Annotated in this window: 11 protein-coding genes; 1 reads left to right on the forward strand and 10 read right to left on the reverse strand. The window is 66.6% G+C overall.

Features of this window, described 5'->3' with window-relative positions; translation table 11 throughout:
- Nucleotides 1–72: 72 nt before the first annotated feature.
- From JOF55_RS09210 to JOF55_RS09225, 4 genes are all read right to left on the reverse strand, one after another.
- Nucleotides 73–2,640 carry an ATP-dependent Clp protease ATP-binding subunit gene (locus tag JOF55_RS09210; protein WP_310272528.1) on the reverse strand — a complete coding sequence of 856 codons (2,568 nt, stop codon included), beginning with the start codon at nt 2,638–2,640 and terminating at the stop codon, nt 73–75.
- Nucleotides 2,641–2,947: 307 nt separating this feature from the next.
- Nucleotides 2,948–3,772 (reverse strand): ABC transporter ATP-binding protein, encoded by an 825-nt coding sequence (locus tag JOF55_RS09215; RefSeq protein WP_374727433.1) that lies wholly within the window; start codon nt 3,770–3,772, stop codon nt 2,948–2,950.
- 155 nt (nt 3,773–3,927) lie between these two features.
- A complete protein-coding gene (locus tag JOF55_RS09220; RefSeq protein ID WP_310272532.1) occupies nt 3,928–5,034 on the reverse strand; it encodes a FecCD family ABC transporter permease in 1,107 nt (368 codons plus the stop codon).
- Complete coding sequence (locus JOF55_RS09225) at nt 5,031–6,131, reverse strand: FecCD family ABC transporter permease (RefSeq protein WP_374727254.1); 1,101 nt, start codon at nt 6,129–6,131, stop codon at nt 5,031–5,033. The genes JOF55_RS09220 and JOF55_RS09225 overlap by 4 nt, the downstream gene beginning before the upstream one ends.
- 110 nt (nt 6,132–6,241) lie before the next feature.
- On the opposite strand from JOF55_RS09225, the gene JOF55_RS09230 reads away from it, so the two are divergent.
- Nucleotides 6,242–7,228: an ABC transporter substrate-binding protein gene (locus tag JOF55_RS09230; protein ID WP_310272536.1), complete on the forward strand. Its 987-nt coding sequence runs from the start codon at nt 6,242–6,244 to the stop codon at nt 7,226–7,228.
- 194 nt (nt 7,229–7,422) lie between these two features.
- Here the strand turns inward: JOF55_RS09230 and JOF55_RS09235 are convergent, their stop codons facing one another.
- The 6 genes from JOF55_RS09235 to JOF55_RS09260 form a co-directional block, all read right to left on the reverse strand.
- Nucleotides 7,423–7,779 (reverse strand): histone-like nucleoid-structuring protein Lsr2, encoded by a 357-nt coding sequence (locus tag JOF55_RS09235; RefSeq protein ID WP_310272538.1) that lies wholly within the window; start codon nt 7,777–7,779, stop codon nt 7,423–7,425.
- Between the two features lie 317 nt (nt 7,780–8,096).
- Nucleotides 8,097–9,611, reverse strand: a complete 1,515-nt coding sequence (lysS, locus tag JOF55_RS09240) for a lysine--tRNA ligase (RefSeq protein WP_310272541.1) — start codon at nt 9,609–9,611, stop codon at nt 8,097–8,099.
- Nucleotides 9,612–9,697: 86 nt separating this feature from the next.
- Nucleotides 9,698–10,534 (reverse strand): type III pantothenate kinase, encoded by an 837-nt coding sequence (locus JOF55_RS09245; RefSeq protein WP_310272543.1) that lies wholly within the window; start codon nt 10,532–10,534, stop codon nt 9,698–9,700.
- Nucleotides 10,535–10,636: 102 nt separating this feature from the next.
- Nucleotides 10,637–11,131 (reverse strand): aspartate 1-decarboxylase, encoded by a 495-nt coding sequence (gene panD / locus JOF55_RS09250; protein ID WP_310272545.1) that lies wholly within the window; start codon nt 11,129–11,131, stop codon nt 10,637–10,639.
- 129 nt (nt 11,132–11,260) lie between these two features.
- A complete protein-coding gene (gene panC / locus JOF55_RS09255; RefSeq protein ID WP_310272547.1) occupies nt 11,261–12,208 on the reverse strand; it encodes a pantoate--beta-alanine ligase in 948 nt (315 codons plus the stop codon).
- A complete protein-coding gene (locus JOF55_RS09260; protein ID WP_310278323.1) occupies nt 12,205–13,077 on the reverse strand; it encodes a Rossmann-like and DUF2520 domain-containing protein in 873 nt (290 codons plus the stop codon). The genes panC and JOF55_RS09260 overlap by 4 nt, the downstream gene beginning before the upstream one ends.
- Nucleotides 13,078–13,250 lie beyond the last annotated feature (173 nt).

Consider the following 13,250-nt stretch of genomic DNA (forward strand, 5'->3'; position numbering starts at 1 on the left):
CATGATGGATGCGGGGGCTTTCCGTGCTTGCGGCCGGGAACCGGCCCGAAACCTCGGGCCGGTCCACTCGGGTCACTCCGAGTCGGGGTTTTCCGGAGTCTCCTCGGAGCTCGAGGAGCCGGAACCGCCCGAACCAGCCAGGTCGACCGGCGGCGAGTCCGGCACGACCGACGGCTTGTTCTCACTGCGGAAGACGAACTGGGCCTGGTCGTCCGGGCCTTCCTCGTCCCAGCCCTCGACATCGACGATGACGATCTGACCCGCCTCGACGTCGCCGAACAGGATCTTCTCGGACAGCTTGTCCTCGACCTCCCGCTGGATGGTGCGGCGCAGCGGCCGGGCACCCAGCACGGGGTCGAAGCCCCGCTTGGCCAACAGGCGCTTGGCCTTGTCGGTCAGCTCGATGGACATGTCCTTGCTCTTGAGCGCGGTCTCCACCCTGCCTGCGAGCAGGTCCACCATCCGAACGATCTCTTCCTGAGTCAACTGGTGGAAGACGATGACATCGTCGATCCGGTTGAGGAACTCGGGTCGGAAGTGCTTCTTCATCTCCTCGTTGACCTTGGACTTCATCCTCTCGTAGTTGGATTCGGCATCGCCGCCAGGAGAGAAGCCCAGTCCCACGGCCTTGGAGATGTCGGCCGTGCCGAGGTTGGAGGTGAAGATCAGCACCGTGTTCTTGAAGTCCACGACGCGGCCCTGACCGTCGGTCAGACGGCCGTCCTCCAACACCTGCAGGAGTGTGTTGTAGATCTCGTGGTGCGCCTTCTCGATCTCGTCGAACAGGACGACGGAGAACGGCTTGCGCCGCACCTTCTCGGTGAGCTGACCACCCTCCTCGTAGCCGACGTAGCCCGGAGGGGCACCGAACAGCCGCGAGGCCGTGTAGCGGTCGTGGAACTCACCCATGTCGATCTGGATCAGCGCGTCGTCGTCGCCGAACAGGAACTCCGCCAGCGACTTGGACAGCTCGGTCTTACCGACACCGGACGGCCCGGCGAAGATGAACGACCCGGAGGGACGCTTCGGGTCCTTCAGACCCGCACGCGTACGGCGGATCGCCTGGGACACGGCCTTGACCGCATCATCCTGGCCGATGACCCGCTTGTGCAGCTCGTCCTCCATGCGCAGCAGCCTGGAGGTCTCCTCCTCGGTGAGCCGGAACACCGGAATACCGGTCCAGTTCGCCAGCACCTCGGCGATCTGCTCGTCATCGACCTCGGCGACGACATCGAGGTCGCCCGCCTTCCACTGGGTCTCGCGCTCCTCCTTCTGGTTGAGAAGCTGCTTCTCCTCGTCGCGCAGGCGCGCGGCCCGTTCGAAGTCCTGACCGTCTATGGAGGACTCCTTGTCCCGGCGCACGTCGGCGATCTTCTCGTCGAACTCGCGCAGGTCCGGCGGCGCGGTCATCCGGCGGATCCGCATCCGCGCACCCGCCTCGTCGAGCAGGTCGATCGCCTTGTCCGGCAGGTACCGGTCGTTGATGTAGCGATCCGCCAGCGACGCCGAGGCGGTCAGTGCCGAATCGGTGATCGACACCCGGTGGTGCGCCTCGTAGCGGTCCCGCAGACCCTTGAGGATCTCGACGGCGTGCTCCAGGGAGGGCTCGCCCACCTGGATCGGCTGGAACCGGCGCTCCAGCGCGGCGTCCTTCTCGACGTGCTTGCGGTACTCCTCCAGCGTGGTGGCACCGATGGTCTGCAGTTCACCACGGGCCAGCATCGGCTTGAGGATGCTCGCGGCGTCGATCGCGCCCTCGGCGGCACCCGCACCGACCAGCGTGTGGATCTCGTCGATGAACAGGATGATGTCACCGCGGGTCTTGATCTCCTTGAGCACCTTCTTGAGGCGCTCCTCGAAATCACCGCGGTACCGGGAACCGGCGACCAGCGAACCGAGGTCGAGGGTGTAGAGCTGCTTTTCCTTCAGCGTCTCGGGCACCTCGCCCTTGACGATCTTCTGGGCCAAGCCCTCCACGACGGCGGTCTTGCCGACACCGGCCTCACCGATGAGCACCGGGTTGTTCTTGGTGCGGCGCGAGAGCACCTGCATGATGCGCTCGATTTCCTGGTCCCGGCCGATGACCGGGTCGAGCTTGGACTCGCGGCCCGCCTGGGTCAGGTTGCGGCCGAACTGGTCCAGCACCAGCGACGAGGACGGAGTGCCCTCGCTGCGGCCACCGGCCTCGGCCGGTTCCTTGCCCTGGTACCCGGACAGCAGCTGCAGCACCTGCTGACGCACCCGGTTGAGATCCGCGCCGAGCTTGACGAGTACCTGCGCGGCCACGCCTTCGCCCTCGCGGATCAGCCCGAGCAGGATGTGCTCGGTACCGATGTAGTTGTGGCCGAGCTGCAACGCCTCGCGCAGCGACAGCTCCAGCACCTTCTTCGCCCGTGGGGTGAACGGGATATGACCACTCGGAGCCTGCTGGCCCTGGCCGATGATCTCCTCGACCTGCTGGCGCACACCTTCCAGCGCGATACCCAGCGACTCCAGCGCCTTGGCGGCGACACCCTCACCCTCGTGGATCAAGCCCAGGAGAATGTGCTCGGTGCCGATGTAGTTGTGGTTGAGCATCCGGGCCTCTTCCTGGGCCAGGACGACCACCCGCCTCGCGCGGTCGGTGAACCTCTCGAACATTCGCACTCCCTGACTGCTGCGCCGGCGGTCTCGTACCAGGGCATGGCCCCTACTCATGCCGATGCCCACGATGGTTCAGCACTCTGGGGTCAACTGTAGTAGCCCCAGCCCTTTCACGGAGGTTCCGGCTTGCAGCCTGCTGTTGACGTACTTGGACGACGCCTGGTCCAACAAGCCTCTGGCCTGCGACATTCCGCCGGGGGACGCCTCGCGGAAGGTTGTCCGCTCAGCGCGAACAGGATCCGATTCGCCTGATTCGCCCGGCCGAAACACCGCCGTGCCGCCATGGCCTCGCGGGCACGTCGCCTCACGTGCCCGGCCGCGGGGTCACCGCGCCGTCCGTCACTGCCGCGGACGTGCGGCGCCCGCCCACGGGTACGACCATCGGCGTACCCATCACCGGATCCTCGATAACGCGCGCGCGCAGTTCGAACACGTCCGCCAGTAATTCCTCGGTGAGCACCTCGTGCGGCCGACCCTCGGCCACGATCACACCATCCTTCATCGCCACCAGCCGGTCGACGTAGCGGGCGGCGAGATTCAGGTCGTGCAGCACCATCACCACCGTACGCCCACTGTCGTCGTGCAGCCGACCGATCAGATCCAGCACATCCACCTGGTGGGACAGGTCCAGGTAGGTCGTCGGCTCGTCGAGCAGGAGCAGGTCGGTGCTCTGGGCCAGCGCCATCGACAGCCAAGCCCGCTGACGTTGACCACCGGAGAGTTCGTCGATCGCCCGCTCGGCCAGCTCACCGATACCCGTCATGGCCAGTGCCTCGGCCACCGCCGACTCGTCGCGCGAGGACCACTGCCGGTACCAGGACTGGTGCGGGTGCCGCCCGCGTGCCACGAGGTCGGCGACGCACAGCCCTTCCGGTGCCGCGGGCGACTGCGGCAGCAGCCCGAGTGTCCTGGCGACCTCCTTGGTCGGCATCTTGTGGATCTGCTTGCCATCGAGCAGCACACCCCCTCGCTTCGGCTGCATCAGACGCCCCAACGCACGGAGGAGAGTCGACTTGCCGCACCCGTTCGGCCCGATCACGCCGGTGATGGTGTTGTCGATGACATCGATGTCCAGGCCGTCGATGACCACCTGCTCGCCGTAGGACAGGCACAGGTCCCGGGCTTGCAGGCGTTGCGACCGAGGCTCGGCGTCTTCGGCCGTAGTGGGCCGGTCGCGCGTGACCGCCGAGGAGCGGCCCGGAATCCCGGCAGCACCGTCTCCGCCGCGGGACGGAACCCCGTTGCCGCCCGAAATCACGGCCTCGCTCGTCGCGTGCGATGCAGTCAAGAGCCAACCCTCCGATACCGGTGGACGATCAGGTAGATCAGGTACGGGGCGCCGAGGATCGCCGTGATGATCCCGACGGGCAGTTCGAGCGTGCCGAAAACCGTCCGCGAAATCACGTCGGCCCCCACGACCAGCGTTGCCCCCAGCACCATCGAGCCGAGCAACGGTGGTCGTGCGGTGCGGGCGAGGCGCAGGGCGATCTGCGGAACGGCCAGGGCAACGAACGGAATCGGGCCCGCGGCGGCAGCGGCGATCGAGGCCAGGGTGACCGCGGCCAGCAGCAGGACACTGCGCGACAGGTTGATGCGCACTCCGAGCCCGCGCATCGTGTCGTCGTCGAACTGCAGCGCGCCGAGCACGTGTGCGCCGATGAGGGTCACCGGGACGAGGACGGCCAGCGCCAGCCCCACCGGAACGGCGTTCTCCCAACCCCGGGCGTTGAGGCTGCCGGTCAGCCACACCATCGCCCGGCCCGCGTCCTGCACATCACCGAGCGTGAGCAACCACAGGGTCACGTTGACGGCCAGTGCGTTGATGCCGACGCCGACCAGTACGAGCCGGAACGACTCCACCCCCCGGCGATAGGCCAGCAGGTAGAGCACGATGCCGGTGACAACCCCGCCGAGCAGGGCCACGATCGGCACCCCCACCGAGGCGATCAGGCCGCTGACACCTCCCAGACTGCCGCCGAACACGATCACCGCGGTGGCGGCGGCGCCCGCACCATGCGTGATGCCGAGGATGTCCGGGCTGGCCAGCGGATTGCGGATGATGGCCTGCGTCACGGCTCCGGCCAGTCCCAGCGCGGCGCCCACCAGCAACCCGGTCAGCGACCGAGGCAGTCGTAGCTGCAGAACCACCAACCGGTCGGCGCTGTCGCCGCCGCCGACCAACGTGCTCAGCACGCCCAGCGGCGAGATCGGGTATTCGCCCAGCGCCACATTGCTCGCGAACACCACCAGCAGTACGACCAGTCCCCCCAGCAGGACCAGCAGTGGTCGCAGCCGGAACACCCCGGAGGCGGGGCCGAGCCGCAGCGGTGCACGGCCGGGGACCTTGCCTGCGGCGGTGACCTCCCGCTCGGTGTCCAGAACGCGGGTCACAACCGCACCAACTTCCTGCGGCGTACGAGCGCGATGAAAAACGGCGCACCGACCATCGCCAGCATGACCCCCACCTGAATCTCCGAAGGCCGGGCCACGACACGGCCGACGACATCGGCCAGCAGCACCAAGCACGATCCCAGCAGCGTCGAGAACGGCAGCAACCAGCGATGGTCGGCCCCGGTGAAGAACCGTGCGATGTGCGGAACGATGAGACCGACGAAACTGATCGGTCCGCACATCGCGACCGCGGCACCGACGAGCACGGCGATCGCCGCGATACCCATCGTGCGGGACCGCCCCACGTGATGCCCCAGCGAGCGGGCGACGTCCTCACCGAGTGAGAGCGCGTTGAGTCCGGCAGCGTTGGCCAACCCCAGCACCAAGCCGAGGAGCAGGAACGGCAGGACCTGCCGGATCAACGAGGGGTCGGTGACGGCGACCGAGCCCACCTTCCAGAACCGGTAGGTGTCCAGACTTTGCCGATCGAGCAGCACCAGCGCGGAGGTGATGGCCTGGAGCAGAGCGCTGATCGCCGCCCCGGCCAGCGCGAGCGTGACCGGCGTCGACCCACCCCGGCCGATGGAGCCGATCGCGAAGACGATCAGTGCGCCGAGCAGCGCGCCCCCGAAACCGAACCAGATGAATCCGAGCATGCTCGTGATGCCCAGGTTGAACACCGCCAGCACCACGGCCAGGCCCGCTCCTTGGGTGATACCGAGGATGCTCGGGTCGGCGATCGGGTTCCGGGTGTGGCCCTGCAGCAGTGCACCCGCGAGCCCCAAAGCGGCCCCTGCCAGGATTCCCGCCCACGTCCGGGGAATCCGCAGCTCGTGAATGATGAGGGCGTTCGCGGTGTTCCCCCGGTCCCACAGCGCGGTCCACACCTCGGTGGGCGGAATGAGCTTCGCCCCGATCAGCAGGCTCAGCAGGCAACTCAGTACGAGCAGCCCGGCAAGGGCACCGACTCCGACCAGCCGCCTGCGGCGCCGCGCAGCGATCCTGCCCTCGCTCTCGGACACCTCCTCGAGCGGCCCTGGGCCCGCACCGTCAGCGCCCGGTGGGTGAGGTTCGCTCACCGTGACACTGCGACTCACATCGCACTCCCTTTTGCCGGGGGCCCTTTTGCCGGAGACCGTCGTTCACTTAGGTTAGCCCCACCTAGGTTAGGCCAACCTAAGACCGGTCGGAAACAGGGAGGACGTGAATGTCCACATTCGGACGACTGACACGGGCGGCCACCCGCGTGGTGGCTCTCGGAGCCGCATGCGGACTCGCCACACTGGGAGTCACGGCATGCGGTACGCAGGAGCAGGCGCAGTCCGGCGGTGACACGCGTGTGGTCGAGCACGCGATGGGCACCACCGAAATCACCGGCGAGCCCACGCGCGTCGTCACGCTGGATGCCACGTTCACCAGCGCCGTCATGGCACTGGAGGAGCAGGTCGTGGGATACGCGACCTTCGGTGGACGCAAGGAACTCCCGAAATACCTCGGCAAGGACCGAAAGACGTACGGGGCGAAGGCGGAATGGGTCGGCACCCTGTCCAACCCGAACCTGGAGAAGATCGTCCAGCTCAAGCCGGATCTGATCCTGTCGGCGAAAGTGCGCCACGAGCAGCTCTATGAACAGCTCTCCGAAATCGCACCCACGGTGTTCAGCCAAACCACCGGCGGTACGTGGAAGCAGAACCTGCGCCTGACCGGCAAGGCACTCGGAAAACAGGAGCTCGCCGAAAAGACGCTCGCTGCGTACGAGAAGCGGGCGAAAACCGTCGGCGACAACATCCGCGACGCTGTCGGCCACAACCCGACGATGTCGATCGTCCGATTCGCCGGTGAACCCACCGTGCGGCTCTACACGAAGAAGTCGTTCCCCGGAATCGTGCAGAGCGACACCGGCCTGGCCCGGCCGAAGGGACAACCCACCGGTGATGGCATCGCGGTGAACCTGAGCCAGGAAAGGATCCTGGAACTGGACGCCGAGCACATCTTCATCACCGTCTACCCGGACAAGGCCGGTGATGCCGCCGAGACCAAGCGCGCCTTCCAGTCGAATCCGCTCTGGAGCAAGCTCAGCGGCGAGAAGCACACGGTCAGCGATCTCACGTGGATGACCTCGGTGGGACTGCACGGTGCCCACGTGATCCTGGACGACCTCGCCGCCACGTTCGGCGTCGATCCGGCACGGTAAGACAGTGTGGCAAGGTGCGCTTCGGGGTTTCCCCTCGAGCGCACCTTGCGCGAGGAGGCACTACCGGAGGTCGTGGGAATCGCAGGGATACATCGCCGCAGCTCGACGGAGACCGAACCGTACTGCCGAGGGACGATTTCGTCGAGGACGACGATCTCCCCATCCCTGATGCGGGCATCATCTCCGGGCCGGCATCAGTGCGCCTTGTGGTACTGCTCGACGATGTCGGCCGGGATGCGACCACGGTCGGAGACCTTCAGACCCCGCTTCCGCGCCCATTCCCGGATAGCCTGATTCTGCTCGCGGTCCGCACTCGTCGGGCCGCTGGAAGAAGCAGCACGCGAAGAACCGGCACGCGGCCCCGGCTTCTTGCGGCCGCCCGCGCGGCGAGCACTGGACAGGAAACCGCTCATCGCGTCGCGCAACTCGGTCGCATTCTCGTTGGAAAGGTCGATCTGGTACGACACGCCGTCCAACGCGAACTCGACGGTTTCATCGGCCTGTCCCCCATCCAAGTCATCGACAAGGGTGACCGTGACCTTCTGCGCCATCTTCGAAGTCCTTCCGGATTATTCTCATAGCAGGACGGTGAACGGGCCTCACCCAAGGCCGACGTCGAGCCGAGGTCTGCTTCAACCAGGAGTGGGCAGCACCCGAGACGGACCGCACCCGAGAAGGTGAATAACCCGTCACCGAACCATTCTCTCGGTCAGGCTAGCGCAGTATCGTCCTTTGCGCACTCACCGGGGAGAAAACACGCCGCCGCCGCTCGGCAGAAGCGAGTTCTCCTGTGCCTATACCACGTACTTTGTTCCCGAGTTCCCGACCTCGACATCGACTATGCGGACATCTCACCCACCGAGTGCGGTCATTCCGGACGCACCAGTGGGAACAGGATCGTTTCGCGGATACCGAGACCGGTCAACGCCATCAACAAGCGATCGATTCCCATCCCCACTCCACCGCACGGCGGCATTCCGTACTCGAGAGCGCGCAGAAAGTCCTCGTCCACCGGCATCGCCTCGGCATCACCGGCAGCGGCCTGTCGGGCCTGTTCCTCCAGCCGAGCGCGTTCCACGACCGGATCGACCAGTTCGGAGTAGCCGGTGGCGAGTTCGAAACCCCGGATGTAGAGGTCCCATTTCTCCGCCAGTCCGGGCCGGGTGCGGTGCTGCCGAGTCAACGGTGCCGTCTCCACCGGAAAGTCCCGCACGAACGTCGGAGCGTAGAGGTGGTTGCCGACGAGGTACTCCCACAGTTCCTCGACCAGTTTGCCGTGCCCGAAAGCGGGATCGAGCTGGGACAAACCGGCATCCTCGGCGTGCTTGCGCAGAGTTTCCACCGTCGTTTCCGGCGTGATCTCGGAACCCAGCGCCTCCGACAACGAGCCGTACATCGTCAGTGTCGACCACTGGCCGGACAGATCGTAGTCGGTACCGTCGGCCCAGGTGACCACCTGAGTTCCGAACAAGGACTCCGCGGCTTCCTGGATCAGCGCACGAGTGAGTTCGGCCATCGAGTTGTAATCCGAGTAAGCCTCGTAAAACTCGAGCATCGCAAACTCGGGAGAGTGGGAAGAATCACTGCCCTCGTTGCGGAAGTTGCGATTGATCTCAAAAACCTTCTCGATCCCGCCGACCACGCAACGCTTGAGATAGAGCTCCGGCGCGATCCGCAGGAAGAGGTCCATGTCGAACGCGTGGGAATGAGTCACGAACGGGCGTGCTGCGGCTCCCCCCTGCAGTGTCTGCAGCATGGGGGTCTCCACCTCGATGTAATTCCGCCGATGGAAGGAGTCCCGCAGCGCTCGCAAGGTGCCCGCACGGGTACGCACCGTATCCGCCGCCTGCTCACGCACGATCAGATCGACATAGCGTTGCCGTACTCGCGTCTCCTCGGCGAGGTCCTTGTGCGTCACCGGCAGCGGACGAAGCGCCTTGGCCGCCATGCGCCACTCGTCGGCCATCACCGACAGCTCTCCCCGGCGCGAGGTGATGACCTCACCCTGCACGAAGACGTGGTCGCCGAGATCGACGTCCGCCTTCCACGCGGCGAGGAGTTCCTCGCCGACCTCATTGCGGCTCAGCATCGCCTGGAGTTCGGTACCATCGCCGCCGCGCAGCGTGGCGAAGCAGAGCTTGCCGGTATTGCGCAGGAACATCACGCGCCCGGCCACACCGACGCGATCACCGGTGCCGGTATCGGCGGGCAGGTCCGGGTGAGCGGTGCGCACCTCGGCGAGAGAATGCGTGATCGGCAGGGCCACGGGGTACGGGTCGGCTCCCTCGGCCAGCAGCCGCTCCCGTTTCTCCCGACGCACCCGCAGCTGTTCGGGAAGGTCCTCGGTGCCGCCAACAGGGGTGGATCGATCCTGGTCATTCACGATTGTCCAGGGTACGGATCGTCTTCTCACCGCGTCGCACAGGCTCCACGGGTCCAGTACCGGTTTGTTCCGCGGCCGCGGGAACCTCAGCCGAAGTTACGGTCGAAGACCAGGCGCAGCCCGAGCAGAGTCAATTCGGGAACATGGTGCGAAATCATCTGCGACTCGGTGACGATCAGCGGTGCCAGCCCTCCCGTGGCCAGAACCGTGGTCGGACCACCGTGCGTCTCCTCCAGGTCCGCCACGATACGTCGCACCAAACCATCCACCTGCCCGACGAAGCCGTAGAGAATGCCCGACTGCAGGCATTCGACGGTGTTCTTGCCGATCACCGAACGCGGCCGGGCCAACTCGACCTTGCGCAACTGCGCGGCACGGGAAGCGAGAGCGTCCAGCGAGATCTCGATGCCGGGCGCGAAAGCACCGCCCAGGAACTCTCCCTTCGCGGAGATCGCATCGATGTTGGTGGAAGTGCCGAAATCCACCACGACACAGTTGCAGGCGTGCAGGTGGTGAGCGGCCAGGGTGTTGATCACCCGGTCGGCGCCGACTTCCTTGGGGTTGTCCACCATCAGCGGAACACCCGTGCGCACGCCCGGTTCGACGACCACACGCGGCACATCGCTCCAGTACCTGCCCAGCATCACGCGCAACTCGCGCAGCAGTGCGGGAACCGTGGACAACGCCGCAATACCGGTGATCTTGTCCGCATACTCGCCGAGCAATCCCCGCATGGTGAACGCGAGCTCATCGGCGGTCATCCGCGGCTCGGTTCGCATCCGCCAGTTCCGGACCAGCGGAGCCTCGGCCTTGGGGCGGCGCGCTGCACCGGCATCCGATCCCGGACCTGCCGTATCGCCTGCGGCATCATCGTAGAGACCGAGCACGATGTTGGTGTTGCCGACGTCGATGGCGAGCAGCACCGTCGTCCCTTCCTTCCTGTCGTCCCTGACACGAGTAGGCCGCGCCGTGGGAAATGCGGTTTCGCGCGAAACCGCATTTCCCACGGCGTCATCTCCGCCCCCTCACACCTCGGGGTGCTGCAGCAGAGCGTCGAGCTTCGCGGCGTCATCGGTTTCGGCCGGTGCGGTCTCACCGACCGCGGAGGTCACCGAGACCGCCGTACTCGCCAGCCCCGAGCCCGCCGGCGCATGCCCCGGATCCTGCCCCTGCTCGACGATGCGGTTGTCGGCATCGACGAACAGCACCCGCGGGCGCAGCGAGCGCGCCTCCAGTTCATCCATCACCCCGTAGGAGATCAGAATCACCAGGTCACCCGGATGCACCAGATGCGCGGCCGCACCGTTGATGCCGATCACCCCGGAGTCTCGCTCCCCGGTGATGACATACGTTTCCAACCGTGTTCCGTTGGTCACGTCCACGATCGTGACCTGTTCACCGTCCAGGAGATCCGCTGCCTCCATCAGAGCGGAATCCACCGTGACCGACCCGACGTAGTGCAGGTCCGCCTCGGTCACCGTGGCGCGATGGATCTTGGACTTCAGCATTGTGCGGAACATCGCAGACTTCCTCTCGACTCCCTGGGAGTGATCCACCAAGGCGGTGGAAGTGTGTGCGGCACGGACACACCGCACGGTCGGCCGGTCCTCCTGCGCACCGGCCGGGCAAGCACATCCGCGCCCGCATGCTCATGGCGTCTCCGGCGGAGAGGGCGGCGGCTCCACCGGGGGAGCATCCGCGGAATCACCGAGCGGCACCAGCGCATTGTCGATCAACCTGGTCTCGCCCACCATCGCGGCGATCAGCAGGCGGGCCTCCCCCTCCGCGGGTGCCGGGCCGAGCTCGATATCGCGCAACTCCAGGTAATCCACCCGGACGAGTGGCTCGCTGTCGAGAACCTCGCGCGCGGCGGCCAGCACCGCCTCCGGCCCCGCTGCCGCGGCATGCACCCCTGCCGCGAGTGCCGCAGACAGGCTCAAGGCCGCCTCCCGCTGTTCACCGGTGAGGTAGGCGTTGCGGGACGACAGCGCGAGACCATCCGATTCGCGGATCAGCGGAATGCCCTGAACGGCCACGCCGAAGTTCAGCTCCCGCGACATCCGACGCACCAGCGCGAGCTGCTGGTAATCCTTCTCCCCGAACAGCGCCAGGTCGGGGCCGACGATGTTGAACAGCTTCGCCACGATGGTGAGCACCCCCGCGAAGTGCCCCGGCCTGCTGGCACCCTCGAGCTGGTGGGCCAGCGATCCGGGATCGACGGTGATCCGCGGATCGGTGCCGTAAACATCCTCGCGTTCCGGCGCGAGGACCAGCTCGACCCCTTCCTCACGGCAGACCTCGACATCGGCGTCGAACGGGCGGGGGTAACGCTCGAAGTCCTCGCCCGGCCCGAACTGCAGTGGATTGACGAAGATCGATACCACGGTCACGCTGCCGGGCACGCGGCGAGCGCGGCGGATCAGCTCACGATGCCCCTGGTGCAAGGCCCCCATCGTGGGCACCAGCGTGATCGTACGGCCGGTGCTGCGCAGGGCCCGAGTGACCTTCGCCAGTTCCGCGGGGTGGCGATGCACGGTCACGGTCCCCGGGGTGTAACCGGGCCCGGCGCCGACGCTGTCCGAGGTGGTCGGTGTCATGGTTGCTCCTCGTCGAGTACGTCGCGCACCTCGGCGGCGTCGCCGGCGCGCAGTATGCCGGATCGGACGGAGCGCTCGGCGGTCCGCTTCGCCAGCTCGACATATCCGGGCACGACCTCGGGGTCCGCATCCTCCAACACTGCGAGATGCGTACGGACGGTTCCGGCATCGCCCCGCGAAACCGGACCTGTGATCGCACGGTCGCCATAACGCAAGGCGTTGTCCAATGATGCCGACAGGAGCGGTGCCATCACTCGATCGGCTGCTTCGACCCCGGCATCACGCAGCAGTTGTGCACACTCGTTGACCAGCGTAATGAGGTGATTGGCCCCGTGGGTGAGTGCGGCGTGATACAACTTACGAGCCTGCTCGGGGACCCGGACCGGTTCGGCGCCGAGCTCCAGAGCCAGCACTTCGGCGACGTTCCACGCCGCCTCGTCGTGTTCGGGCGCGGTCACCGCCACACAGGAGCTCGCCAGGCGCTCGATGTCCTCACCACGGCCGGTGAACGTCATGGCCGGGTGCAGCGCAACGGGCAGAGCACCGACTTCAGCGGCGGGAGCGAGCACCTCGACACCATGCGCACCGGAGGTGTGCAACACGATCTGTCCGGCGCGCAGGGATTCCGTGGCGACCAGTCCACGCACCATGCCGTCCAGCACATCGTCCGGTACCGCCAACAGCACCAGGTCCGCCTGCCGCACCACCTCGTCGGGCGGGCACACCGCGACACCCGGCAGCAGCTCTTCCGCACGTCTCACCGATGCCTGTGATACCGCGGCCACCGCCATGACGTGGTGACCGGCGCGCCGCAATGCGGCCCCCAGGACGGCACCGACTCGTCCCGCCGAGACGACACCGACACGCAGCCGAGGCCTCTCGCCTCGCCACGTCTCACCATCCTCGGGCCCATTCCGGCCCCGTGGCTCCGTAAACCCAGAAGACACGTCCACGTCGTCCTCCCAACCGTTCCGGTCCCATCTCCCGCGGGTACCGGACAGCGGCGCGAGAGTAACCGGAATGTCCCCCGCAGGTGGTCCTC

Origin of the sequence: Haloactinomyces albus (assembly GCF_031458135.1) — a bacterium.
Lineage (GTDB): Bacteria > Actinomycetota > Actinomycetes > Mycobacteriales > Pseudonocardiaceae > Haloactinomyces > Haloactinomyces albus.